The 25087-nt window shown below is 56.8% G+C and carries 21 protein-coding genes and 1 pseudogene; 14 read left to right on the top strand and 8 right to left on the bottom strand.

Annotated features, from left to right (window positions below; genetic code table 11):
* From gatA to VMC84_RS08755, 4 genes are all read left to right on the top strand, one after another.
* A complete protein-coding gene (gene gatA / locus VMC84_RS08770) occupies positions 1–1383 on the top strand; it encodes an Asp-tRNA(Asn)/Glu-tRNA(Gln) amidotransferase subunit GatA (RefSeq protein ID WP_325379738.1) in 1383 nt (460 codons plus the stop codon).
* A complete protein-coding gene (gatB, locus tag VMC84_RS08765) occupies positions 1384–2799 on the top strand; it encodes an Asp-tRNA(Asn)/Glu-tRNA(Gln) amidotransferase subunit GatB (RefSeq protein WP_325379718.1) in 1416 nt (471 codons plus the stop codon).
* Positions 2790–4907, top strand: coding sequence for a DNA topoisomerase I (locus VMC84_RS08760; RefSeq protein WP_325379716.1), 2118 nt, complete (start codon positions 2790–2792; stop codon positions 4905–4907). The genes gatB and VMC84_RS08760 overlap by 10 nt, the downstream gene beginning before the upstream one ends.
* A gap of 738 nt (positions 4908–5645) precedes the next feature.
* Positions 5646–6281: an RNA 2'-phosphotransferase gene (locus VMC84_RS08755; RefSeq protein ID WP_325379714.1), complete on the top strand. Its 636-nt coding sequence runs from the start codon at positions 5646–5648 to the stop codon at positions 6279–6281.
* Here VMC84_RS08755 and rtcA read toward each other — a convergent pair.
* The 3 genes from rtcA to VMC84_RS08740 form a co-directional block, all read right to left on the bottom strand.
* Entirely contained in the window at positions 6250–7272 is a 1023-nt protein-coding gene (gene rtcA / locus VMC84_RS08750) for an RNA 3'-terminal phosphate cyclase (RefSeq protein WP_325379712.1), read from the bottom strand. The two genes, VMC84_RS08755 and rtcA, sit on opposite strands and share 32 nt — an antisense overlap.
* Positions 7273–7310: 38 nt before the next feature.
* On the bottom strand, positions 7311–8804 hold the full coding sequence (locus tag VMC84_RS08745; protein WP_325379710.1) for a carboxypeptidase regulatory-like domain-containing protein: 1494 nt from the start codon (positions 8802–8804) through the stop codon (positions 7311–7313).
* Between the two features lie 64 nt (positions 8805–8868).
* Complete coding sequence (locus tag VMC84_RS08740; RefSeq protein WP_325379708.1) at positions 8869–10863, bottom strand: PGF-CTERM sorting domain-containing protein; 1995 nt, start codon at positions 10861–10863, stop codon at positions 8869–8871.
* 449 nt (positions 10864–11312) lie between these two features.
* Here VMC84_RS08740 and VMC84_RS08735 point away from each other — a divergent pair, with 449 nt between their 5' ends.
* The 7 genes from VMC84_RS08735 (at position 11313) to VMC84_RS08705 (ending at position 17555) form a co-directional block, all read left to right on the top strand.
* On the top strand, positions 11313–12503 hold the full coding sequence (locus tag VMC84_RS08735) for a cofactor-independent phosphoglycerate mutase (protein WP_325379706.1): 1191 nt from the start codon (positions 11313–11315) through the stop codon (positions 12501–12503).
* 2 nt (positions 12504–12505) lie between these two features.
* Complete coding sequence (locus VMC84_RS08730) at positions 12506–13396, top strand: homoserine kinase (RefSeq protein ID WP_325379704.1); 891 nt, start codon at positions 12506–12508, stop codon at positions 13394–13396.
* A 30-nt stretch (positions 13397–13426) separates the two neighbouring features.
* A complete protein-coding gene (locus VMC84_RS08725; protein ID WP_325379702.1) occupies positions 13427–14044 on the top strand; it encodes a hypothetical protein in 618 nt (205 codons plus the stop codon).
* Positions 14045–14189: 145 nt separating this feature from the next.
* Positions 14190–14705, top strand: coding sequence for a hypothetical protein (locus tag VMC84_RS08720; protein ID WP_325379700.1), 516 nt, complete (start codon positions 14190–14192; stop codon positions 14703–14705).
* 72 nt (positions 14706–14777) lie between these two features.
* Positions 14778–15992, top strand: coding sequence for a coenzyme F420 hydrogenase subunit alpha (gene frhA / locus VMC84_RS08715; RefSeq protein ID WP_325379698.1), 1215 nt, complete (start codon positions 14778–14780; stop codon positions 15990–15992).
* Positions 15989–16696 carry a coenzyme F420 hydrogenase subunit gamma gene (gene frhG, locus VMC84_RS08710; protein ID WP_325379696.1) on the top strand — a complete coding sequence of 236 codons (708 nt, stop codon included), beginning with the start codon at positions 15989–15991 and terminating at the stop codon, positions 16694–16696. Before frhA ends, frhG begins: the two co-directional genes overlap by 4 nt.
* Before the next feature lies 1 nt (position 16697).
* Positions 16698–17555 carry a Coenzyme F420 hydrogenase/dehydrogenase, beta subunit C-terminal domain gene (locus VMC84_RS08705; protein WP_325379694.1) on the top strand — a complete coding sequence of 286 codons (858 nt, stop codon included), beginning with the start codon at positions 16698–16700 and terminating at the stop codon, positions 17553–17555.
* 194 nt (positions 17556–17749) lie between these two features.
* Here the strand turns inward: VMC84_RS08705 and VMC84_RS08700 are convergent, their stop codons facing one another.
* From VMC84_RS08700 to cofG, 4 genes are all read right to left on the bottom strand, one after another.
* Positions 17750–18001, bottom strand: a complete 252-nt coding sequence (locus VMC84_RS08700) for a hypothetical protein (protein ID WP_325379692.1) — start codon at positions 17999–18001, stop codon at positions 17750–17752.
* Positions 18002–18295: 294 nt separating this feature from the next.
* A complete protein-coding gene (cofH, locus tag VMC84_RS08695) occupies positions 18296–19342 on the bottom strand; it encodes a 5-amino-6-(D-ribitylamino)uracil--L-tyrosine 4-hydroxyphenyl transferase CofH (protein WP_325379689.1) in 1047 nt (348 codons plus the stop codon).
* Between the two features lie 72 nt (positions 19343–19414).
* Positions 19415–20533 carry a 5-amino-6-(D-ribitylamino)uracil--L-tyrosine 4-hydroxyphenyl transferase CofH gene (gene cofH, locus VMC84_RS08690; RefSeq protein ID WP_349256763.1) on the bottom strand — a complete coding sequence of 373 codons (1119 nt, stop codon included), beginning with the start codon at positions 20531–20533 and terminating at the stop codon, positions 19415–19417.
* On the bottom strand, positions 20526–21506 hold the full coding sequence (gene cofG / locus VMC84_RS08685; protein ID WP_325379687.1) for a 7,8-didemethyl-8-hydroxy-5-deazariboflavin synthase subunit CofG: 981 nt from the start codon (positions 21504–21506) through the stop codon (positions 20526–20528). The genes cofH (VMC84_RS08690) and cofG overlap by 8 nt, the downstream gene beginning before the upstream one ends.
* Positions 21507–21633: 127 nt before the next feature.
* Here cofG and VMC84_RS08680 point away from each other — a divergent pair, with 127 nt between their 5' ends.
* From VMC84_RS08680 to VMC84_RS08670, 3 genes are all read left to right on the top strand, one after another.
* A complete protein-coding gene (locus VMC84_RS08680; RefSeq protein ID WP_325379685.1) occupies positions 21634–22680 on the top strand; it encodes a hypothetical protein in 1047 nt (348 codons plus the stop codon).
* A 74-nt stretch (positions 22681–22754) separates the two neighbouring features.
* Complete coding sequence (gene cofC, locus VMC84_RS08675; RefSeq protein WP_325379684.1) at positions 22755–23417, top strand: 2-phospho-L-lactate guanylyltransferase; 663 nt, start codon at positions 22755–22757, stop codon at positions 23415–23417.
* A 137-nt stretch (positions 23418–23554) separates the two neighbouring features.
* Positions 23555–24445 (top strand): hypothetical protein, encoded by an 891-nt coding sequence (locus VMC84_RS08670; protein WP_325379683.1) that lies wholly within the window; start codon positions 23555–23557, stop codon positions 24443–24445.
* A 150-nt stretch (positions 24446–24595) separates the two neighbouring features.
* Here the strand turns inward: VMC84_RS08670 and VMC84_RS08665 are convergent.
* A pseudogene (locus tag VMC84_RS08665) lies at positions 24596–25087 on the bottom strand (FAD-dependent oxidoreductase); the annotation flags it as partial.

Raw genomic sequence — 25087 nt, 5'->3', positions numbered from 1 at the left:
ATGGCCCTCTACGAAGAGTCCGTCCACAAGACCTTCGACCGCATTAAGCATAGCAGGCTGAACGCCTACATCACGCTCGATAAGGAGAACGCGCTCGGAACGGCGAAGGGCGTGGACGATGGAAAGATCGCCGGGCGGCTGGCCGGCATGACGGTCGCCGTGAAGGACTGCATCACCACGAAAGGCCTGCTTACGACGTGCGGCTCGAAGATCCTGTCCGGGTACGTGCCGCCTTTTGACGCGGAAGTGGTGGCCCGCCTGAGGAACGAGGGCGCCGTCATCACGGGCAAGACTAATATGGACGAGTTCGCCATGGGGACCTCGACCGAGTCGAGCCATTATGGGCCGACGAAGAACCCCTGGGACATGACACGGGTGCCCGGCGGCTCGTCGGGCGGCAGCGGCGCCGCCGTGGCCGGGCTCGAGTGCCGTATGGCCCTCGGGACGGATACGGGCGGGTCGGTGCGATGCCCCGCGTCCTTCTGCGGCGTCGTAGGCATCAAGCCTACGTACGGCCTGGTATCCCGTTACGGCGTCATCGCTTACGCCAACTCCCTCGAGCAGGTGGGGCCGATGGCCAGGAACGTGAGCGATGCCGCACTACTTTTAGACGTCATCGCCGGCCATGACCCGAAGGACTCGACGTCCGTCCCGCACGACGCCCGCTATACCGATCATCTCGTCGACGACGTAAAAGGCCTGACCATCGGCGTCCCGAAGGAGTACTTCGGCGAAGGCACGGATATGAAAGTCGAAAAGGCCGTGTGGGACGCTATCATGACCCTCAACAGGCTGGGAGCCGACTACAAAGAAGTCTCGCTGCCCCACACGAAGTATGCCCTGTCCGCTTACTACATTATCGCGATGTGCGAGGCGTCCTCGAACCTGGCCAGGTTCGACGGCCTGCGCTACGGGCTGCGCACCGGGAAGGACGAGAACTGGCACGCCACCTTTTCGCGGATAAGGGCGGAAGGGTTCGGCGAAGAGGTCAAGCGCCGCATCATGCTGGGCACGTACGCCCTGTCGGAAGGCTACTATGGAAAATACTATTTAAAAGCCCTGAAGGTCAGGACGCTCATTAAAAAGGACTTCGAGAAGGCCTTTAAAGGCGTGGACGTCCTCGCGGCGCCCACGATGCCGTACCCGGCGTTCCGGATAGGCGAGCACCAGGACGACCCTCTCTCCATGTACATGGCCGACGTGGACACCGTGCCCGTGAACTTAGCGGGCGTGCCGTCGATATCGGTGCCGTGCGGCTTCGCCGGAAAACTGCCCATCGGCGTCCAGTTCATCGGCGGCTTCTTCGACGAGCCGATGATCATAAGGACCGCCCACACTTTCGAGCTGAACACGGATTTCCAGAAGCTGCCGGAGGGGTTCTAAATGGACGGCGAAGTCATCATAGGCCTGGAGGTCCACTGCCAGCTAAATAAGCTGAACAGTAAGCTATTCTGCGGCTGCTCCACGAGGCAGCAGGGACTGGAGCCGAACACGATGACGTGCCCGGTTTGCCTGGGGCTGCCCGGGGCGCTGCCGGTAATAAATAAAAAAGCCGTGGAGTACTCCATCATGGTGGGCCTGGCGCTGAACTGCGAGATCGCGGAGCACACGCAGTTCTATCGTAAGAATTACTATTATCCCGACCTGCCCAGGGGATTCCAGATCACCCAGTACGACTGGCCGATCGCCTCGAACGGCGTCCTCACGGTCGAATCGGACGGCGGGGACCGCGTTGTCAGAATACGGCGCGTCCACATGGAAGAGGACCCCGGACGTCTCGTCCACCAGGGCTCGATCGAGACGAGCAAGTTCGTGCTCGTGGACTATAACCGGAGCGGCATGCCGCTGCTCGAAGTGGTCACGGAGCCCGACCTGCGCTCGCCGAAAGAGGCGCGGCGTTTTATCAATAAGCTGCGCAACATCTTAGAGTATCTCGACGTCTTCGACGGCTCGCTGGAAGGGGCGTTGAGGGTTGACGCGAACGTGTCGCTCAAGGGCGGCGCGCGCGTCGAGATCAAGAACATCTCATCCTACAAAGGCGTGGAGCGCGCCCTGCTGTTCGAGATATCGCGGCAGCAGAACATGAAGAGGCGCGGCGTCAAAGTGACCCAGGAGACCCGGCACTACGACGACGAGCGCAACTGCACGATCACGCTGCGTACCAAAGAGCAGGCCGAGGAATACCGCTATTACCCGGAGCCCGACCTCGTCCCGCTGTCCGTGAAGGGCTGGGAGCCGCGTCTCAGGGAAAAGCTGCCCGAGCTCCCGGACGCCCGGCGGGAACGCTTTAAGAAAGAGTACGGCATATCGGATGACCACGCGAAGGTCATTACGTCCGAAATACGGGTCGCCAATTATTATGAGTGCGTCGCAGGGAAGTGCGAGCCCCGCCTGGCCGCGACCTGGGTGGCCGATTACCTGAAGGGCGAGCTGAACTACCGGGACATGGACATCAAGGACGCCTTCGATCCCGAGATGATGGTCTACATCATGGAGCAGCTTAAAAAGGGCGTCATTACGGATAAGGGCGCCGTCGAGCTAATGCGTGCCCTGCTGGACGAGGGCGGGCACCCGAAAGATATTATACTTGCGAGAAACCTTGCTAAGGTCGAGACGGATGTAACGAAGGCCGCCGTGACCGAGGTACTGAAGGAGAACAGGGAGGCCATCGGCGATTATCGGGCCGGGAAGGCCCAGGCGTTCAACTATCTGGTCGGCATGGTCATGAAGAAGACGAACGGACGCGCCGACCCGTCTGAAGTGAACCTGTTGTTAAGGGAGTTACTCGAATGCACCTGATCGTGACGGAGAAGAACATTACCGCCCGGAAGATCGCGCAATTACTGTTAGGCAGCGCGAAGGAGAGGAAGATCGACGGAGTCAGCGTATACGAAGGCGACGATACGGCCGTCGTAGGCCTGTCCGGGCACATCGTCAACATCGACTTCCCCGCCGAATACAATAACTGGCAGAACACGGCCCCGAAAGACCTGATATGGGCCAATACGGAGACGCGCTACACGCAGAAAAAGATCGCCACGGCGCTGAAAAAGCTGGCGAAGGACGCGTCCTACGTCACCATAGCGACCGACTTTGACCGGGAGGGCGAGCTTATCGGTGTCGAAGCGTATAACATCATCAGGGACGCGGCGCCGGCCGCGAAGTTCGACCGGGCGAGGTACAGCGCCATCACCCGGCCGGAGATCGAGCACGCGTTCGCTAACACCGTGCCGATCGACTTTAGCCTTGCCGCCGCCGGCGAGGCCCGCCAGAAGATCGACCTCGTCTGGGGCGCCGCCCTTACGCGATACATTTCACTGACCTGTGGCCGGCTGGGCAACAGCTTTCTGTCCGTGGGCCGGGTGCAGACCCCCCTCCTGGCGCTCGTCGTGGACCGGGAGAGGGATATCAAGGCATTCATCCCGACGCCCTACTGGGAACTCTACGCCACCTTTACGAACGGCGAAGAGTTCGTCGCCGGGCACATCGGCAACCGCTTCACGGAAAAGGCGAAGGCCGAGGACATCCGCGCGAGGCTTGGAAAGACTGGAAAGGTCGTGGACTATAAGAAAGAGCCCCGTGTCGAATACCCGCCCATACCGTTCTCGACCACGGAGTTCATCCGGGCGGCCGCGGGCATAGGGTTCAGCGCGGCCAACGCGATGCGCGTCGCCGAGAACCTGTACGTCAACGGCTGGATATCGTACCCGCGTACCGATAATACCGTTTATCCCGCGAGCTTAAACATAAGAGATCTCATCGAGCAGTTCGCCTCCGGCGAGTTCGGCAAATACGCCCAGCGATTACTGGAGCAGGGCACTTTCAAGCCGACCCGGGGCAAAAAGGAGACCACCGACCATCCGCCCATATACCCGGTCGCCAGCGCCCGGAAGTCCGAGCTGAAGGCCGACGAGTGGCGCGTCTACGAGCTCGTTGTCAGCCGGTTCTTCGCAACCCTGGCGCCGCCCGCGGAGTACGAGGTCCGCAGCGTCTGCGTCGACGTGAACGGAGAAAAGTTCAGGGCGAGCGGCTCTATGCTTTCGACGCCGGGATTCCGGCTGTATTATCCTTATGGCATGGGAAAGGATGAGGTCCTCCCCGAAATGGCCGTCGGGCATGAATTGAGCGTGAAGGACGTCACGCTGGATGAAAAGCTTACAAAGCCGCCCGGACGCTACGGCCAGGGCAAGCTGGTGAAGATGATGGAGGACCTGGGCCTGGGAACGAAATCGACCCGGCACGAGGCGATTCAAAAATTATACGCCCGCAACTACGTCCACGGCAACCCGCCCGTGCCCACGAACACGGCGTTCGCCGTCGTCGGAGCCCTGGAAAAGTATGCCGACCTCATCACCAAGCCCGACATGACCAGCCGGCTGGAATCGGACATGGACAGCATCGCCGAAGGCCGGATCAAAGAGGAAAGCGTCGTGCAGGAATCCCAGGGCATGCTGGAGACCATCTTCAACGACCTGGACAAGAACCATAAGGAGATCAGGGATGTCCTGTACGATGGCCTGCGGGAGGACAAGCGCATCGGCAAATGCCCGAGCTGTGGTAAGGACCTGATGGTGCGGAAGAGCAAGAAGGGAGGCCGCTTCATCGGATGCGACGGCTACCCTGACTGCAACTTTATACTGCCCCTTCCCAGGATGGGCACGATCATCGTCACGGAAAAGGCCTGTGAAAAGCACGGCCTCAGCCACATCAGGATCGCCAACGGCGGCTCGAAGCCGTGGGAACTCGGGTGCCCGCAGTGTAATTACGAGGAGTGGCAGAAGAAGAACGCCGAGAACAAAGTCACGCCGGTCAGCAAGTCTGCAGAGCCCGTTAAAAAGGCCGCCAGAAAGACGACGAAAAAGAAGACGGCTGCGGAAGTTAAAGGCGCTCCTTTAGTAAAAAGCTAAAGGCGCTCCAAAATTTTTATTATTTTATATTGATTATCGATTTGTTCCTGTGCAGTCCTGGCATCGGTTAAACCACAGAGCTCACAGAGCTTTTTTATAATTATTTGCTGTGTTGGATTACTCCTTTATTTTAAGCTTTTTAAGGGCACTGAGGGCACTATTTTCACCACGAAGGCACGATGGCACGGAGGCTCACAAAGTTTTCTTTTATAATTAAGTTACAAAGATCACAAAGCCGGTTCATTGGCGATCAGGACACAAAGATACAGTGGAATGAACAAGAGCACTTTTTGCCATCGTGCCTTCATATCCTTTGTATCTTATTCAAAAAGCATTCTCCGTGCCCTTTGTAACTTAATCTAAAAAAAGACTTTGTGAGCCTCCGTGCTATCGTGCCTTTGTGGTGAAAAATAGTGCCTCCGTACACTCTGAGACTTAAAAAGGCATATTCAACACAGTATAATTATTAAGTCTCGAAGAACATGAAGCTCGGTTTATCTACAGACCAGGCTTACATAAGGCGCAAACAATGCAATGCATCATTAAAAAATTCTTCGATCCACTTCAAGCCAGCTTTGAGCCGCTTCCTGGCTTAAATCGTCTCAGAGAGCGTTTATTGAGCCTGAGTACACGCTCTATATTCAAAACTATGCAAGCGCCCCTGAAGGCAAAGTTTATTTCTAAACAGGGCAAATGTGTATTCACAGAGGCATCAGGGCTCGTTGAAGGTCGTTAGGCATGGAGACCAAAGATCACATCCCGGAGATCAAGCAGTGCCCAAGGCACGGATATTTCCGCGGCAGCCAGTGTACGTGTGGCAATCCCGGAAGATTCATACTATCTGGCTACAAGGCCGAGAAGCTGGGGCGCATCATGTCCGGAGCGTTAAGGCATTTTCCCGGAGAACTCGGGCTAAAGCTCGACGAGCACGGCTGGGCGAGCATGGACGACCTTGAGAAGGCTATCGCCGCAAAATATCCCTGGGCTCAAAGACAGCATATAGAGGCTATGCTCGAGACGGATGAGAAGGGCCGCTACGAGTGGGACGATAACCGGGTCAGGGCCCGATACGGCCACTCCATTAATGTAGACCTCGACTACCCTGAAGCCGACTACGATGTGCTCTTCTACGGCACGAGCGAGGAAGAGGCAGACCGCATACTGGAGATCGGCCTGAAGCCGGTGAACCAGCACCACGTCCATTTAAGTAAGTCAATCGAAGAAGCAGTAAAAGTCGCCTGCATCCGCACGGAGCACCCGGTTATAATATCCATCGACGCCCGAAAGGCAAAAGGTAAAGGCATCCTTATTATCGACGCCGGCCCCGTATGCCTGTCAGGCCCTATTCCGCCGGAATACCTGAAGATCGAATAAGCGTCGTCTTATTGCCCTTTTTGACCTCGAATTTTCTGCCGGTCATCTGCTCGACGATGCGAAGCCCGGCGGCCGAATGGCCGGAGAGCACGCTGGTCGTAATGCCCGACTCGCCGGGCGCCAGTGCCATATAAAGAATGAGCTGGTCGGCCAGGTGGGCGTCCACCGCCGCCCCGGACTGCAGCTCTCTCGCCAGCATCGACGCCGCTTCACGGCCTACTTTCTCGGCAGGCTTTCCCCTTTCACCGAGAGCGCTTCCCCCCGTAAAACCTTTATATAGAGATATACCGGAGCCCGTCGACATATCATTACGGATATCGAGCCGAATATCGCCTGTCTCGTAGCCCCGTGACTGCAGGTATTCGGATGCCGCGCTCGCCTGGCGCTCGCAGACGTGGGCGGGCAGGCAGGATGACGCGGAGACGCCGGCGATGATACCGCCGACTGGCTCGATCAGGTCGGCGGGCCGGAAAGCCGCCGGCGTCGTATGAACGATGACCCTGCCGTTGCCAGCCGGAAAATATCCTCTTGAAATAAGAGATGCGTCTATACGATATCCGAACCGATCGAGCGCGGGCAGGGTGACATCGTGGAAATAGTCATATGGAGGTGCCCATTTAACGTCGGTCCCGCCAGTTATGTCGAGCGTAACGGGGCCGGGCGCGTAAGCGGCGACAGGCAAAACGCTCTGTAATGCCAGAGTAACGCTCCCGGCCGTGCCCATGTTGACGATAAAGTTACCCGCCTTAATGGGGCCTGGATCGAACGTAACCTCCGTCGACCCATACCTCAGCCCTTCTACGGTCGCATCCGTCATTTCCCGGGCGATCTCGATGGACCTGACGTGCTGGACGCCGAGGCCCGGCCTGGGCCGGCTTTTCCGGATGTTGACGATGCGTACGGCCTTTTGCTTTATTGCCGCGACAGCGATGGCCGTGCGCAATATCTGGCCACCCCCCTCGCCAATGGAGCCGTCCACCGTCCAGAGCATAAAAAAGAATAAGCCTATTTGATATTAATGGTTAGCCTTTATCCGAAAAGCTTGCCGATGGACTCGAACACGCTGTTGATAAGATAGCCGATATAGGTCAGGCTTAGCCCGGGCACGGCAACGAGATCGACCGGCACGTCCAGGTGGCCGCCTGGGATGACTTCGAGCGTTCCCGTCACATTCCTGTAGCCTTCCCTGCCGACCGTATACGAGTACTGGCCATATTGCAGCTTCGTTAGATTCGTCGAGCCCGTGCCGACGAGATCACCGTTCAGGTAGATGGACGCATCCGACGGCTTGATGATGAAGTTCACATCGCCCGTGCTGGGCTTCAGGACCTTATACACGCGATACGTGCCCTCGGAGGGGACGTTGAACGTGAGATTCTCGGGCAGATATCCGTCCATCAGCAGGCTGCAGGTATGCTCTCCGGCCCTGACGCCGGTGATGTTAAAGGGTGTCGTACGGCCTGTATCCGCCCCATCAAGCCATATGCTGGCGCCGGCCGGGTCGGTGACCGCTTCGATCGAGCCTGAATCTGTAAAGTCGACGGATATCGGCACATTATAGTCATGCGACACGTTGAGCATGTTCGCATAATAGATGGTGAACGGGTCGGAAACTTTGATCGTATCATTGCCCATGAAATTATAGGTGACCCGGACCACATAGCTCTCTGAGGGAGCGCTGGTATTCACGCCATTGAACCTGTAGTTCCCTTCGACGTCGGATGTCGTCGAAGATATGGGGCTGAAGTTAACGCCGTTGACGCGGCAAAGCTCGACGGTCGCGCCGTAAAGAGGCGCGTCATTTTTCTGCTTTATGTTGCCATGCACGACGTTTACGCCGGCCGACGGCGGAGTATGCAGTGTAGTGCCATTACCCGTAAGCGATATGGTCAGGACGGCGGTGAACGTGTCGTCGCTATTGACATGGACGTCGCTCTTGCCCGAAGAAAACGTCTTACCGTTCTCGTTGTGCTCGGCCCAGACCTGGTAGTCGCCGGCGGGCAGGTAGAACTGCCAGTTATCGCCGGGCTCGGACGAGACGAAATCATACATGCCATTGCTAAGGTAAATGGTGGCCGATACATACTGGTTATAGTTGTTGGCGTTAACTACTTTACCAGTGAGCCAGCCATAATTGGAGGGCGGATAGTAATATATCTGAACATTGTGCGTTACGACCTGGTTCTTATAGATCCAGAAGAACTCGGTCTTATCGGAATAGGACTTGCCGCTAACGATATACGTCGCTGTGACCCTGAATACATCCCGGCCATCGAAGCCAGTGATGGGTACATTATTGAAGGTAAAAGTGCCATCGGAAGCCGATATGGCGTTCCCGACGACATTGTATACACTATCCTGTAATTGTAGAGTGGCATTAGCCAGCGGCATATTATTACGGTCGATGACTTTTCCCGTGAGGGCGCCGGTGGGCGTATTGTCGGCAAGCGATACGGGTATAGTGAAAATGAATAAAGATACGATAATGAATAATGAGAAGAAACGATAGACCATTTTTACCATTTTTACCACTGGATAAAATAAAAAGAGATTAAGGGGATTTTACTCCCCTTAGTCTACTTGATCCTTAGTTCTCTTTCCTCGCGACGAGGTAGGCTACGCCGAGTAATCCGGCTAACGCGAACAGGGCCTCAAAGCCCGGAGTGGGCTTGGCGGTCGGGGTCGGGGTTGGCGGTACTGCCGTTGCCGTCGTGGTTACGACGGCGGTCGGGGTCGGCGTCGGGCTTACCGGCGCGATGTACGAGTAGTCGGGTATGGCGATGTTGTGGGTCGCAGTACCGTACTCAGAGCCGGGTACGTAGGTCGCATTGGCGTACTTGTCAATATCCGTCGGCACAGGGCCCATCAGGAATATTGCATACCACATGTGGCCTTCCTTCTCACCGGTTACGTTGTAGAAGTCCCAGGGTACTCTGTAGTACGTGTACATACCGACTGCTGCGGTCCTGCCATCGTTCGAGAACTGCGGGTTCTCCGGGATGTCCACTACGTTGGTGTTCTCCCATCTGCCCGTAGTGTCGTTCCACTGGATATTCCACAGGGTCACGTTAGCGTTCGGGATACCGACCTTGTTCTGGTCAGTCACGATGCCCGACACGGTGCCCCAGCCGACTACACGGACAGTGCAGGTGTCGGTCAGGTTGTGGTTGTACATGATCTGAGCCGTGCCGGTGATGTTAACCTTACCAACCGTCTGGTTGGAGGTCAGCAGGATCCAGGCCTGGCCGTTGAGGTCGGTGATGTTCGTCTTGACCGAAGGCAGGGTAGCGACAGTGTCGTTGTCCGAGTCGAAGGTCACGGCGATGTTGGCCCTCTTGTACTTCTGGCCATTCAGGTAGAGCTGTGCGATGATCCAGTCAGACTGGCCGCCCACGAGGATCGTGTCCTTCTCGGCGGTGACCTTGATCGCGTCCGGCGGCGGGATCCTTAAGACGATCGAGCCGATGGAGGTCGCGGACCTGTTCATCGAGTAGTTGTTGCTCTTGCCGTAGATGGTCAGGTTGTCCGTCAGCTGAGCGCTGGCGTCAACGTAGCCATAGGCCGCGTTCTGCAGCACGATGTAGTCGAAGGCGAACAGGCCTACGAACGGCTGGCTGCTGGAAGTGGTCCTGGTCATGTTGTAGATCTCGTACGGAGTGGTGCCGTTGTAGCCCATGACGTGTAACATCACGGGGATACCGCCGTAGCCGGTGCCGTAAGAGTCAACCACGTAGCCAGTCCAGGATGCGGTCGGGGCTTCGAAGTAGATCTTGATGTTGGCGAAGACGCTCGCGTCATCTGCGTAGTATGCCCAGATGGTCGAGTTGTTGCCGCCGTAGGCTTCATCAACCCAGCCGTACTGGAGGCAGGCCTTACCCGCGTTGTCAGTGGTCGCAACGGTCTGGTTTCTCCCATTCGGGTCCATGTAACCGTAGAAGCTACCGTTCTGATTCGGAGCATATGCCGGTGCAGGGTATTGCATGAATGAGTTGTTCGTGGCGTTACCGATGGTGAAGTTTACATTGTAACCGTCAGCTACCGGGTTGCCAAGAGCGTCGTACATGTATGCGCAGATCTGGATGTTGTCTCCGCTGTCCGCTACGACGTGGCTTCTTTCGGCCTTCAGCTCAATCCTTGCAGGCTTGGTGAATATAACGACCGAAGTCGTCGCTGCAGACTTTAAGTCCGCATCAATGCCGAAAGCATTGGAATAGCCTTCTCCGTACGGGTCCTTGTAGGCGTACATCTTGTACATGTTTATACCCTTATTGTACGTGCCAGCAGTGTTGTCCGGACCTGTCAGATTCACAGAGCTGTAGGTTGCGTTGATGCCGGTGATCTGATAGTTGCCGTACGCATCGGAAGACGTGTTATAGAATTCCTGGGTAGTGTTCGAGGCGTTGACGATCGCGATGTAAGCGCCGCCGATGCCTACGGTTCCGTTGACCGAGGTAGTAACTCTGCCGGTCACTGAGCCCTTTTTGCCCCAGTCAGACCAGACGGTCTGAGGATAACTGTGAGCGTTGGGGTCCCATATGGGCTTATCAGCGACAGCAGGCACTACTACTGCGATCATGGACATAATCATTAGTACTGCTAATGCTGCCTTTACATTATTTTTCATTAATTCAACCTCCCATGGTTGTGTCTATTGTGCAAGCAGATATCGCGGCTCGGATAAAACGCTCTTGTTTTACCACCCATATGCCGAATCTTCGACATATGCCGAACTAGACATCGCCAGATATAAATCCATAACCTATGGATTATTGGAGTAACATTATGACTTTCCCTAATAAATGTTTTTTGGTCTTTCCCCTATGTAAAATGGACTTCCACAGGTACCAAATGCACAGGTATATTCACGTTACTTCGCTATATTTTTTGCCAAAGGCTCGCCTGGCATACTAATATTGCCTCCAGGCGGGCTTGCTCCGTGGAAGGAGCATATATACGACAATTGACTATGATACGGCCCTGTCCACCATTAAATATATCAATACAGTATTATACTGTGGACTGTCGATCGGAATGAAGTACGCAGTCGTCCTCGGTGACGGGATGTCGGATTACCCCGTCAAGGAATTAAATGGTAACACGCCCTTAATGAGCGCCCGGAAGCCTAATATGGATTTCATGGCCCGCCACGCCCGGCATTACGGCCTGTGCCAGACCACCGTCGAAAGCCTGCCCGCGGGCAGCGACGTGGCGAACCTGGCCGTCATGGGCTATGACCCGGTCAAATATTATAATGGCCGGGGGCCGCTGGAGGCCATGAGCATGGGCGTCCGGCTGAAGCCGAACGACGTCGCCTTCCGGTGTAACCTGATAACGGTCCGGGACGGCCTCATCGCGGACTACAGCGCCGGCCACGTGACTTCGGAGGAGGCGGCCGAGCTTATCCGGTACGTGGACAGTAAGATGGGGGGTGACGGCACGAAGTTCTATCCCGGCATCAGCTACCGGCACCTGATGGTCCTGGACGGTAAGGGCGCCGGCGCCGTCTGCGACGCGCCCCACGATTACGCGGGCCAGCCGGTCGAAGAGCACCTGCCCCGGGGGGAGGAGCACGAGCTGCTTACAGGGATGATCCGGCGGTCCTGGGAACTTCTGGAGGGCCATCCGGTAAATAAAAAGCGCATCGCCGAAGGCAAGAACCCGGCGAATTCCATCTGGCCCTGGGGCCAGGGAAGGACGCCGGCCATGCCGTCTTTCCGCGAGAAGTACGGCCTGACAGGCTCGGTGATATCCGCCGTCGACCTGATAAAGGGATTAGGCGTATCGGCGGGCCTGGACGTCATCGAGGTGCCGGGCGCGACCGGGTATTTCGACACGGATTATGGCGCCAAGGCGAGGCATGCGCTCGAATCGCTAAAAGATAAGGACTTCGTTTTCATCCACGTGGAGGCGCCCGACGAGGCGGGCCACGAGGGCATGGTGAAGGAAAAGGTGAAGGCCATCGAGGACCTGGACAGCAAGGTCGTGGGCCCGATGCTGGAAGGGATGCGCCGGTTCGGCGACTTCCGCCTGATGGTCTGCCCCGACCATCCGACGCCTCTTTCTATAAAGACGCATGCCCACGACCCGGTGCCCTATGTAATATATGATTCCGGGAAGTCGGGCGAACCTGCCAGGTCCTATGACGAGAAGTCGGCCGTGGATGGGCTCTTCATCGATAAGGGCTACCAGCTGATGGATTTATTTATTAATGACCGGATATAGTGATGTTGATGGAACGTGTGCGTGTCCGGGCTTCGGCGACTTCGGCCAATCTGGGAGCGGGCTTCGACGTGCTGGGGCTGGCCCTGGACGAGCCTTTTGATATTATAGAGGTAGAGCCGGCGGACCATCTCTCGATCCGCATCGTGGGCCGGGGCTGGAAGTCGATCCCGCTGGAGCCCGAAAAGAATACTGCCGGCCTGGTGGCGAAAGAGATGGGTAAAGACGTCCTCATCACGATCCACAGCTATATCCGGCCGGCCAGCGGCCTGGGAAGCAGCGCGGCCCCGGCGGCGGGCACGGCGGTCGCCATCAATGAGCTTTTTTCGCTCGGCCTTTCCCGTGAAGAGCTAGTGCCCATCGCCGCGAAGGGCGAGGTGGCGGCGGCGGGCGTGGCTCACGCCGATAACGTGGGCCCCTGCATCATGGGAGGCCTGACTATCGTCAGTGGCGGGCGTGCGGTCAGCCTGGAGATGCCTGAGATGGGCATCGTCGCCATACTCCCCGCCATCGACGTGAGCACGAAAGCGGCCCGGGAGCTTATCCCGTCCAGCGTCCCCGTGAATGAGATGGTGCAGAACATTGGCAAGGCGTGCATGCTGGTGGCCGGCGCAGCGGCTAAGGACCCGGGCATGATCGGCCGCTCGCTCATGGATTCGTTCAACGAGAAATACCGCTCGCCGCTTATCAGGGGCTACGAGGACGTCAAGGCCGGCGCCCTTGAGCAGGGCGCCTACGGGGTCGCCATCAGCGGCTCTGGCCCGACGATGATCGCCCTATGCCCGGAGGAGCGGATGAGGCGGGTCGAGAAGGCCATGGCCGGGCAGTTCGATAAATGCGGCGTCTCCTCCGAATCCTTCATGACGCGGGTCGGCAATGGAGTGGAAATTATATAAGCGAAGAATATCTAGTTGGCATGGAATAACATGGCGGAGGACAGAAACTTTCTAACAGTGGCTGCTGTGGTGGTAGTCGGCCTTGTCGTGCTGATCGCGGTCGTAGCCGCAGTATACATAATGTTCACGTCTCTCGTGGGCGTGCCTGCGCCGACGCAGGCTCCCACGCCCGAGCCCCCGATGACGCCCACGCCTTATATGGTCATACCCGCGGGGCCGGTCACTTCGACGCCCTCCGGAAATCCTTCTTCATCGGCACCGGCAGTGCCGACGCCTGTCCAGCCAGTGGTCAAAATGGCCCAGCTCGTGGACTATGGCACCGATAAGGACACGTACAAGCCCGGCGATACCGCCATTACCTATATCGTCATAAAAAATTCGGGCACAGTGCCCATTACCGAGGCCACGCTGAATATCAAGGTGGAAAGATACGTTTCGGTGATCGGATACGTCAACGTGCAAAACCCGACGACCACCCTCACCGGCCTGGGCATTGGGCCGGGCGAGACGAAGAGGCTGGAGTACAGCATTTCCATACCCGGCGATTATGAGGGCGTCTCCACATCCGGCAAGTACCGGTTCACGATCGACGTCCTTGTCTGGGGGAACCAGATCGGCGAGTTCACGAAAGAAGTGACCGTCCAATAATTCTATGTTTCTTTTTCTATTACAATCCGGTCGCCATTTAATATGTTAGTATGCCCCTGTGTGAAGCCCGGTCAAAGGCATATAATCGGCGTTATTTTTCGGGTATTAATAAGAAGTTATGGCCATAAACTGGGATGGGGTGTGTATGGTGAAAAGCGTTTTCAAATTGACATTAGCGGCCGTGCTGGTCTCGGCAGGCCTGATGATGGTCATTTCAGGCGTTCAGCATGCCGGCGCCGCCGCGGCGAAGGTATCGCCGGCCGGCACAGTCAGCGTCACTGCGACGGCGGCCCCTTCCGGCAGGATCAGCGCCGAGCTCGTGGGTTATGGCACTGACAGGGACACGTATAGCCGGGGCGATACGGCGAACGGCTATATCACGCTGAGGAACACGGGCGATGCGGCTATAAATGACGTCACGGTCCATGCTTCTATATCGAAAAATGTCCCGGTCCTGGGCACGACATCGCTGGGCTCGAAGGACTTTAAGATCGCGAACCTGAACATTGGGCCGGGAGAGACAAAAAAAGCGCAGTTTTCAGTCACTATACCTGAGGAGTACAGCGGGTTTTCGACGGCGGGCGACTACCAGCTCAACGGTAAGGTCTTAGTGAGCGGCAAGGAGATTGGCGATTTTAGCAAGTCGGTCAAAGTCGTCTAACTTCTTTTCATTTATTACATTTTATCAGATTATTATTATAAACATACCTGTGGTCATTTTAATAGTGATCTTATGGGTGAGACGGTCGTTATCGCGCCCACGACTCGTAACGAGGGGCACGGCAAGTTCGTCCTGGACGTCGATGAGGAAGGGGTCGTGAAAAAAGGGAATTTTTTAAGCATGGTTACGGTGAGGGGCTTCGAAAAGTTCCTGGTCGGCCGGTCCATGGAGTTCGCGCCCGTGGCAACGAGCCGCTTTTGCGGCCTGTGCCCGCCGACGCACGCGACCGCATCCTCGGAAGCCATCGAACGCTCCATCGGCCTGAGCCCCCCGCATCACGGGGTACTGTTACGCGAATTATGCAACATCGGCAATCACCTTCATGATCACCCGCTGCAGCAGGTACTCATCCTGCCCGACTTCGTCAAGGACCCGGAAAAGACGAAGGAGGCGCTTACCAGGATCCAGAAGATGCGCCGCATCGGCCAGTATATTTGCAGCGTGACCGGCGGCGAGGCCATCCACTCGCCGTATATTCGCGTGGGCGGCATGTACACGAACATCAGCGAGGCGGCCAGGGATAAGCTCTCGGAGATGCTCGGTGAATACCGGCAGTACCATGAGGCACAGAGCCGTTTCATGGAGGAGGCGTTCGAAGCCGCGGACGTGCCCCCGGGACTGGGTGTCAATGACGTGGACATGATGGCGACGGACCTGATATTTGGCCGGTCGGACGTGTTCGCGAGCGACTATTATCCCTATTATTCCGAGCTCTTGCCTGCGAACTATTATGGAAAGGATATCGGCGTGGAGGCCTGTACCCGGATCCCCATGCTCCAGGGGAAGATCGTGGAAGTGGGGCCTGTTGCCCGGCTATGGAAATTTAAGGGGTGGAGGGAAAAGGGCACCATGGCGCTGAACCGGGCGAGGCTGACGGAAATCACTCTGAGGATAGAGCGAGGCCTGGATATCCTCCGGGAACTGAACACCAGGGCTCACACGCTCAACCGCCCCGTCTCGTATGGCATCGGCCGGCTGGGCATCGGCGTCAACGAGGCGCCCCGGGGCACGAACGTTCACATTACGCGGGTGGAGGACGGCCGGATCACATTTTATAAGGCCATGCCCGCGACCATGTGGAACATCGCGACCATCGGGAAGTCCACGGAGGGCTTCCACTATAAGTGGGCGCAGTGGGTGATGCGGTCCTACGACCCGTGCATATCCTGCGCCACCCACATGATCGTCATGCACGATGGCCGTGTCATCGAGGAGCGTTTCGTATGAAAAAGCCGAAGTTCGCCTATGTCCATCTGTCCGCCTGCTCGGGCTGCGAGATCTCGTTCCTGGATAATTTCGAGCGGCTCCTGGACATGATGGACATGGTGGATATCGAGTACATGACGCTCATCAAGGACGAGACGGAGATACCGAAGGCCGACATCGTCTTCGTGGACGGGGCCGCATGCCTGCAGTCAGATGACGCCGTCGATACGCTTAAGAAGGCACGGGAGAGAGGCTCTTACCTTGTGGCCTGGGGCGGGTGCTCGTCTACGGCGACCATCAATAACTTTTCGAGGGGAGGCCAGCTTCCTCAGCCCCAGCACGAGTCGTTCCCGCCCATAAAGCGCCTGGTAAGCGTGGACGCGTTCGTGCCGGGCTCGCCGCCGGCGCCGGAGATGGCATACAACATCGTAAAGGCTTTTGTGGAAGGAGACCTCGACTACCTGAAGTACCTGTCCTCATATAGTGTCGGCGGCTATGCCTGCGGCTGCGACCTGTGGAAGGACGTCGTGGAGAACGGCCTGTGCATCGGCTGCGGCGCCTGCGCCATGGCCTGCCCGACACGGGCCATCACGATGGCCGAAGGCCGGCCGAACTGTATTTTCGAGAGGTGCGTGAAATGCGGCGCCTGCTACGCCCAGTGCCCCCGCAGCTTCCTGCCGACCGCCGCCATCGAGAAGATGATGGACCGGCTGAGGGAGGAGTGAAATGGCGTATAAGGGATTCGGGAAATACAAGGAGGTCATGAGCGCCCGGTCGAAAGACCCGGATATCCAGGATATCGCCCAGGACGGGGGAACGACGACCGCGCTGATGTGCTACGCCCTCGATACCGGCTTCATCGACGGTGCGGTATTGACGAGAAAATCGAGCGAGGAATGGGCGCCCGCCCAGTACGTGGCCACGAGCAGGAAGGAGATACTCGAATCCGCTAAAAGCGTCTATGCCCTTTCGCCGAGCTTATTCCAGCTAAAAGAGGCGACGCGGGAAAAGGCGCTCAGCAAGGTGGGCTACGTGGGCGTTCCCTGCCAGATAGAGGCCGTCCGCAAGATGCAGCTATATCCCTTCGGCGCCCGGGATATCGTCGAGCGCCTTGCCCTGGTCATCGGCATCTTCTGTTTCGAGAACTTTTATCCCGAGAGCCTCAAGGCCATCGTCGAAGGCCTGGGCGAGGAGCCTCTGGAGGGCGTGGTCCGCATGCGCTGCGCCTCGGGCAAGTTCCGGACTGAGGGCGAGAAGGGCGTGACATTACCGCTCAAGGAGGCCTCCCGGTACATCCAGGATGGCGACCGTATCTGCCCTGACCTTGTGGCTGAGTGGGCCGACATTTCCATCGGATCCGTGGGCTCGGACCCGGGGTGGAATACCGTGTTCCTCAGGACGAAAAAAGGCCACGACTTTTTCCAGCAGGCCATAGGCGCCGGTGCCATAGAGACAAAGGAGATCAGCGAAGACGGGCTGAAGGCACTCGAAAAGCTGGCCGTCAGTAAGAAGAGCCGGGCGAAAAAATTTATTGAGAAACGCGAAAAGCTCGGCCTCTACGTAACCCGGGACATCTTCTATTGAGTGATTCTTATCCGATTCTGACTAGGAGAGCCTGGAACGTTAAAAGTATCAAATCGATATAGAGAAATATTAATTAAAATGCGCTGGATGCAAGAGGGCGCTTGATAACGATGGATCAAAAGGCCGGTCAAAGAGAATGTCCAGAGAAGGCAGTACCTCTCCCTTCTATTATGGGGCGTATATTTTGTTAATTATTAATTTTTAGATACCGGCCATTTTTTATCGAACTGCTGAAATTCTTCCGTTACAGATGTAAGCCATGCACGCCTGACAGTACATTCGTCACAGGAGCCTTCCTGGCAGAATATATCCGCAACGTAAGGGCACCATTCGCATTTCCTCGAGAATACCTTTGCCTTATTAGCCGTTATATAATTAATCTTCTGATTACTGGTTTCAATTATTTTTTCACCGGTTAATACCTCTTGACTAACAGTGCCACCCATAATATCCCTCTGACATTATCGAGTTATAATATTATAAAATCCCGAAAAATTGTTTATAAATCTTTTGGTCTCCAGGATAAAGCGACCTTAAAAGTGCCAAATTTATAGTAATTATTCACTTTTTAATTTACATTTTCGATAAATTTTTTTTTAAAAAACTGGACATTTGCCTTTCAGTGATTGATTTTTCATTTGTGAACGACTCGATATAATATAGTTGGTGCGTGCGTAAAAAAGTCTGTATTCGTAATGGATCGGCAGATAATAAAAGCTGTCTTATAATAATGATAGCTTTTATAGCCGCTCGTATAGAGTTGTGCGCTCCCGTGGTATCCGATCGATAGCTTTAATAAGCCTCATAAAGTCGCCCTTTGACAGGTACTCGCCGTGCCCGGAGCCGGCCGCCACGGAGATCTTATCCTCGATCATGGTGCCCCCGAAATCGTTGGCCCCGGCGCAGAGGGCAGCCTGCGACAGCTTGACGCCCATCTTGATCCAGGACACCTGGATGTTGGGTATATCCCTGCCGAAGATGACCCGGGCCAGCGCGTGCAGGCGCAGGTCGTCCATGCCGCTTGCGCCGATGGACCGGCCGCTCAGCCGGTTGTTCTCGTGCATGAACGTGAGCGGGATGAACTCGGTAAAGCCGTGCGTCTCGCGCTGGATGTCCCGCAACAGGAACATGTGGTCGATGCGGTCCTCCCAGGTCTCCAGTGTGCCATACATGATCGTAGAGGTGGTCTTAATGCCGAGCCGGTGCGCATCCTTTATGATGTCCACCCACTGCTGTGTCGAGACTTTGCGGGGGCAGATTTTCTCCCTGACTGTATCCACGAGTATCTCGGCCGATGCGCCCGTCATCGTGGTAAGGCCGGCCTTTCGGAAGGCGGCCATCGCCTCTGCCGGGGTGACGTTCGATACCTTGGCCGCGTAATAGACTTCCATCGGCGACAGGGCGTGGAGCATGATGTCGTATTTCGCCTTAATGGCCTTGAACAGGTCGCAGTAGTAGTCCACGGTCATGTAGGGCATGACGCCGGAGATGAGGCACAGCTCGGTGGCGCCGATGTCCTTCGCCTCGCCGACCCTCTGCAGGATCTCTTCGGTGGTAAGCCTGAAGCCGATGCTGTTCCTGAATGAGCAAAAGTCGCACCCGATCATGCAGCGGTCGGTGACCTCGACGAGCCGGTTAACGACGAAGGTGATGTCGTCGCCGACGATGGCCTTGCGCAGCCCGTCGGCCGTGTCGAAGAGCTCGAACGGGTTGCCTTTTAAAAGCTCGAGGGCATCTTTTTTCGTTATCTCTCCCGCGAGTGAGCGCTCATAGATATTTTTCAGCATAGCGACTCCTGTAAATGGCAGATATAATAGGGCTCATTCATAATAAAATGTCTGTTCGTAAGCTGCACACCTTTACTTGTATGCCGATTTTCGCCCGGTGGAAGAAGCCGCTATTTTCATGGCCGGCTTCACATCCCCGTAAAGTGTGGTGCGCTGTCTTGGAATGCGTCCCGCGTCCCGTATGATGGCCTGCAGCTCCTCGGGCGACAAGCACTCGCCCGCAGTTGCTCCGGCCGTCTTCGAGATCCGCTCCTCCATGAGCGTTCCGCCGAGGTCGTTGGCGCCGCAATGGAGCGCCACCTGGGCCAGCTTGGGGCCTAGCTTGACCCAGGACGCCTGCACGTTCACGAGGTCGGGGCCGAAGATGAGCCGGGCCAGGGCATACATCCGCAGATCATCCAGGCCGCTGGCGCCCATGGAGCCTTTTTGCTTCAGCACGATTTCTCCCAGCGGATTATTCTTGCTCATGAAGGTCAGGGGCACGAACTCGGTGAACCCGTGGGTCTCGCGCTGGATGTCCCGCTGGATGAAAATGTGATCCAGACGATCCTTCCAGGTCTCGATATGGCCATACATGATCGTGGCGGTGGTGGGAATGCCGGTCTTGTGGGCCTTGGTGACCACGTCGACCCACTGCCGTGTCGTCAGCTTGTCCGGGCATATCTTCTTCCGGACGGAGTCCACGAGTATTTCGGCCGCAGTCCCGGGCATCGAGCCCAGCCCCGCTTTCTTTAGCTCCTTTAATGAATGTGAAATGGTTACGCCGGAGATCTCGCTCATGTGGAAGACCTCCATGGGCGAAAAGGCGTGTATGTCTATGTCGTACCTGCCTTTAATGGCCCTGAGCATGGCGACGTAGTCCTTCAGGTACATGTCGGGAAGCAGGCCGCCCTGGATGCACACCTCGGTCGCGCCGTACTTCTTCGCCTCGCCCACTTTTTTTAATAGCTGCGCGCTGGTGAGCCGGTAGTTCTCGTTGTTCCGGAAGGCGCAGAAGGCGCAGGTGCCGATGCATATGTCCGTAAAATTCATATTCCGGTTGACGACGTAGGAGACCGTGTCGCCGACCAGCTCCCGGCGCACGGCGTCGGCTGTCTGGAACAGTTCGAAGGGGTCCTCTTTTAATAAGGCCATCGCGTCCTTTTTCGTGATCCTGCCTGCCAGCGATCGCTCGTAGATATCATCAAACACAATACCCATCTCCATCCGCGTGTCTCCTGATGATCGACTCCAGCCTCTCCGGGTACCAGCCCTTTTTCACGTACTTCGGGTACAGAGGGAGCCGCTCCCGGAGCTTCAGGCCCATGGCGCCGAGCTCATCCAGCGTGGGCCATCGGCACTCCGGATTGATGTAATCTTCAGTGACGGGCGAGATGCCGCCGATGTCGCCCGCGCCGGCCCTTAAAAATTCGGGCAGGTGGGACGTCAGGTTGGGCGGCGCCTGCAACTCAATATCCGCCGGAAGTATCTCGCGGGCCATCCTTAAAACCCTTATCATGTCCTCGACGCCTGGCGGTTCCGTGGAGCCCATGCGGGTCTCCGGCTTGGGCACGAAGTTCTGGACGATGACTTCCTGTATATGGTCGTATTTTTTATGCAGGTCTCGGATGGCCTCCAGCGATTCCCGCCGGTCGTCCCAGGTCTCTCCGATGCCCACCAGGATGCCCGTGGTGAACGGGATCTTTAGTTTCCCGGCGCGCTCCATGAACTCGAGGCGCACTGAAGGCCTCTTCAGAGGGCTCAGCCGGTGCGCGGGGAGTTCCGCGGTCGTCTCCAGCATGAGGCCCATGCTGGCGTTGACGCCCCTGAGCTTTTCCAGCTCGGCGAAAGGCAGCACGCCGCCGTTGGTGTGGGGCAGCATGCCCAATCCGATGGCATCCAGGCAAAGGTCGTAGACGTAGTCCGTGAGATCCATGTAGCCGTATTTTCCGAGCTCTTTAAAAAAGAGGGGATCTGACGGCGCGTCGCCATAGGTGAAAAGCGCCTCCAGGCAGCCCAGGCCCGCGGCCTTTTTGAGCGTATCGTGGGCGACTTCGGGCCGGATGATGAAAGCATCCTTTGAGCCGGCGTCTCGCCGGAACCCGCAATAGCCGCAGTTGTTGCGGCACATGTTGGTAACGGGGATGAACACGTTCTTCGAGTAGGTGACGAAGTCTTTAGACATGTGAAACGCCTGTCTAAGTAACCAAGGTTGACCATAGATAAAATATATACTTTACTGCGCCGGGGAGGTAACGCCGGCATAAGTAGTATAAACGTTTTTTAAGCCTGTGCTCGTACATCCGCCATGGGTGCGTGAGATCAATCAGGGTCATCGATCTATAGCATGCATTATCATTCTTGTATCGCTGCTCCTGCTCGCCACGGCGACGCATAAAGCGTGGGGCGCGGCAGGGGAGCTCAAGTACGAGCTCGTATCCGGCGGCGTTACATACGGGGATGATGCCATCATAACGGGGCTTAAACAGGCCATCTTCCACCAGCAGGATGCGACTGCCGTGGACCTGGAGAGCCTGGGCATAGCCTTCCCGGGGACTCTTTGCTTTGCGCCATCGCAGGGGACGGGGATCGCTTTACCTTCGATACGCCAGACTCGGGAGGAGTCCGCCAGCAGGTCCAGCACCGGCTTTTATTCGGCCAACCAGCCCTATTACCCGTATATCAACGAAGGCGCCGCCCCGATAGGCGTCGGGCAGTTCGGCCGTCCGAGCCCGGTCACGCCCGCGGGATTCCAGAGCAATTCCCTGCTATACCCGGAAATGGTCGTCGAGGGCGATCTCACGCCAAATCTGACCTATGATAACAAGAATATCAACAATTCCCGGGTTACGCTGCCCCCCTCGACAGCCGGGCGGGCATATGGCGAGACGGCCGCGGCGCTGGGCGGCACGACGGGCATGGAGTCCAGCCCCCTTGCGCTATCTATCCACCGGTTTAACCTGGACTTGAACGCGTCGCAGATCAGCCGGATGAGCATCCTGGAAAGGATGTGGCGGAACTCGCACCTGTCGCACCTCATGGACATCGCCTTCGAGGGCGAAGTGTCCCGGCCGGCATGGATATCCCCGGAAGAGACCCTAACTGTACCCCAGGCGCCCCGGAATGAGAGCGACCTGACGAACGTTACCAGCCCGAGGGTCTCGCTGCAGCGCACGGACCACGCGAAGGTCATCAGGGAGGCGCTGGCCTTCACCCGGCCGGGCCAGTACATAAAGCCCGAGTTCTGGGACCTGAACCCGCTGACTCCGGGCAGGCTAGTACAGCCGGTCCGGATGCCGGCCGGCCAGGCTATTCATGCCGTTTCAGGCACATCTTCAGGAGGGTTGCCACTCTTCTAAAGACTCCCTACTCGCTTTTTTACCGGCACCCCCGGCTAAAGTATTTAAGATTTCAACGCTTTTCATAGAATACGATGAAGGCAGTCGTACCTTTTAAGACCGTAAACGCAAAGTCCCGGCTGGCCGAGATCCTCACGGCAGAGGAGCGGGAGAGGCTGGCCCGGCTGATGCTCGACGATATCACGGGCGCTCTTCGGGAGGCTGGCCTGCAGGTCGTGCTCCTCACGACGACTCCATACCAGTACGACGCGGAGGTCGTGGTCAGCGAGAAGGACCTGAATTCGTCCCTGAACGACTTTCTGAGCACCGAGGCGGAGCCCGTCATGATCATCATGGCCGACATACCGCTCATCACAGTTAAAAATATTCGGGACATGCTCGCCAGCCCCGCGGACGTGGTAATATCGCCGGGGAGGGGGGGAGGCACGAACGTACAGTATATTAAGGAGCCCCGGAAGTACCATGTCGACTACTATGGGGCTAGCTTTTTAGACCACATGCGCATCGCCGAGGATAACGGCCTGACCGTTGAGTTCTTCGACTCGTTCAACGCCTCCAGCGACATCGACGAGCCCCAGGACCTGGTCGAGCTTTACATCCACGGCAGGGGCAGGGCGGCCGAATACCTGCGCTCGTTCATGGCGCTGGACGTGAGTAATGGCCGCGTTAAGATCGTCCGGGACGTGCAGAAGGTCCCGGAGGGCCGGCGCCCCGGAAGGTCCGTAGCCACCCAATAGGCTATGCAAAAATAAATACCGTGTATTTCGTGGTATTAGCTTTTTATATGGACGCAGTTTCGCTATCGGGGGTTGAGGGTAAAGCTTTAAATATCTTCGAGTAGACCCTTGATTAAACTAAATATGGGGGCATATCCATGGCTAATAGTAGAAACACGATAGGATACGGCAATACGCCGGGATTTTTGACCAGTGCAGAGAAGACCTCTCCGCTGGGTTATTATTTTGCGTTCCTGATCATCTTTCTGGTGGGCGGCATTTACGCCCTGGTGGAATTCGGCGGCATCGTGACGGAGAAGGCGATCTTACTCGTGACGATCAGCGACGCCCTGCTCGTCGTGGGCACGATCATGTTCCTCGCCACGTCGCTCTTCGGGTATATCAAGTCGAAGAACCTGCGCATACAGGACGCCATGTTCGGGTTTTCAATGGCCTCGCTCTCTTTCTGCGTCGCGGGGTTCATCTGGACCTGGTATAACCTTGTGCTGCAGGTGCGTGCCCCATTCCCGTCCATGGCGGACGTCTTTTTCCTCATCGGCTCGCTCGCGACCATCGCGGCCATCTATAGCGCCACCCGGGCGGTCACCGAGACGACCGGCCTCAAGGTCGAGCTGAACGTCATCATCATCGTGCTGGCGGTCATCGCGACTGCGGCCATCGTCTGGACCTATGCATCCTATACGGACATCCTGAAGGGCGGCTTAACTCCGTCGGCGTTCATTTCCATCGCCTATCCGGCGCTGGACATCATCTGCCTGGCCCTGGTGGGCAACCTGATCCTCACGTCGATAGGCCGGAGCGTCTTCGAGTCGCAGCTCGTCATCGCCATCGGGTCGATCATCCTTTCGATCTCGCACATCTACTTCTCCGTGACGACGTCGATGGGCTTTTACCGCTATGAGCCGCTGGCCATAACGCTCTACGCCGTCTCGTACATGCTCTACGCGATCGGCATATCCAGGTACGTCGACCTGACCAAGTACGACCTCATCATGGACCGGATACAAAAGCTCAATAAGGTCCAATAAGTCGCCTATTTTTATCTTTTAATCTTTTACTGTGCTTCGTTAACATGAAAGGTATTATTTGGACCGTCGGAGCAAGGAACAAAGGATAAAAAGGACCAAGCACTGGCCTATATCTAATAGCCGTGAGGCCAGGCCTCAATGTTATAACGCTTATTTCTCTATTTTTTCGATGATGCCCCGGGCACACTCGATGCCCATAGCAGCGGCAGGCACGATGCCCCGCGTCACTCCCGCCCCATCACCACAAACGTAGAGGTCATCGACCACCGCCGTCTCGAAATGCTCCCTCGTCTCGGGGCGAACGGCCGCGAACTTGATCTCCGGAGCATACAACAAAGTGGCATCCGAAGCCACACCAGGCACCACCCGGTCCAGCATATCCAGGCCCTCCAGAAGATCAGTGACCACCCGATGCGGCAAAGCCATAGAGATGTCCCCGGGCGTTACGAACCGAAGCGTGGGCTCGACGTAGCTTCGCCTCAGGCGTTCCCAGGTGGACCTCCGGCCTTTTTTCAAATCCCCTAAACGCTGCAGGAGCGGCCGGCCCCCGCCGATAGTCTTCGCCTGCTCCGCAATCGTACTACCATACTCGTTCGTATTCTCCAGGGGCTCAGTTAAAGCAATCTTCGTCAGAAAAGCGAA

Origin of the sequence: Methanocella sp. (assembly GCF_035506375.1) — an archaeon.
Classification (GTDB): Archaea; Halobacteriota; Methanocellia; order Methanocellales; family Methanocellaceae; genus Methanocella.
The sequence above is the reverse complement of the archived record's forward strand: the minus strand, read 5'-3'. Positions and strand labels throughout refer to the sequence as shown.

Coding starts and splice junctions, on each gene's coding strand:
- gatA (WP_325379738.1), top strand. CDS start 1: ATGGCCCTCTACGAAGAGTCCGTCCACAAGACCTTCGACCGCATTAAG.
- gatB (WP_325379718.1), top strand. CDS start 1,384: ATGGACGGCGAAGTCATCATAGGCCTGGAGGTCCACTGCCAGCTAAAT.
- VMC84_RS08760 (WP_325379716.1), top strand. CDS start 2,790: ATGCACCTGATCGTGACGGAGAAGAACATTACCGCCCGGAAGATCGCG.
- VMC84_RS08755 (WP_325379714.1), top strand. CDS start 5,646: ATGGAGACCAAAGATCACATCCCGGAGATCAAGCAGTGCCCAAGGCAC.
- rtcA (WP_325379712.1), bottom strand. CDS start 7,272: ATGCTCTGGACGGTGGACGGCTCCATTGGCGAGGGGGGTGGCCAGATA.
- VMC84_RS08745 (WP_325379710.1), bottom strand. CDS start 8,804: ATGGTAAAAATGGTCTATCGTTTCTTCTCATTATTCATTATCGTATCT.
- VMC84_RS08740 (WP_325379708.1), bottom strand. CDS start 10,863: ATGTCCATGATCGCAGTAGTAGTGCCTGCTGTCGCTGATAAGCCCATA.
- VMC84_RS08735 (WP_325379706.1), top strand. CDS start 11,313: ATGAAGTACGCAGTCGTCCTCGGTGACGGGATGTCGGATTACCCCGTC.
- VMC84_RS08730 (WP_325379704.1), top strand. CDS start 12,506: ATGTTGATGGAACGTGTGCGTGTCCGGGCTTCGGCGACTTCGGCCAAT.
- VMC84_RS08725 (WP_325379702.1), top strand. CDS start 13,427: ATGGCGGAGGACAGAAACTTTCTAACAGTGGCTGCTGTGGTGGTAGTC.
- VMC84_RS08720 (WP_325379700.1), top strand. CDS start 14,190: ATGGTGAAAAGCGTTTTCAAATTGACATTAGCGGCCGTGCTGGTCTCG.
- frhA (WP_325379698.1), top strand. CDS start 14,778: ATGGGTGAGACGGTCGTTATCGCGCCCACGACTCGTAACGAGGGGCAC.
- frhG (WP_325379696.1), top strand. CDS start 15,989: ATGAAAAAGCCGAAGTTCGCCTATGTCCATCTGTCCGCCTGCTCGGGC.
- VMC84_RS08705 (WP_325379694.1), top strand. CDS start 16,698: ATGGCGTATAAGGGATTCGGGAAATACAAGGAGGTCATGAGCGCCCGG.
- VMC84_RS08700 (WP_325379692.1), bottom strand. CDS start 18,001: ATGGGTGGCACTGTTAGTCAAGAGGTATTAACCGGTGAAAAAATAATT.
- cofH (WP_325379689.1), bottom strand. CDS start 19,342: ATGCTGAAAAATATCTATGAGCGCTCACTCGCGGGAGAGATAACGAAA.
- cofG (WP_325379687.1), bottom strand. CDS start 21,506: ATGTCTAAAGACTTCGTCACCTACTCGAAGAACGTGTTCATCCCCGTT.
- cofC (WP_325379684.1), top strand. CDS start 22,755: ATGAAGGCAGTCGTACCTTTTAAGACCGTAAACGCAAAGTCCCGGCTG.
- VMC84_RS08670 (WP_325379683.1), top strand. CDS start 23,555: ATGGCTAATAGTAGAAACACGATAGGATACGGCAATACGCCGGGATTT.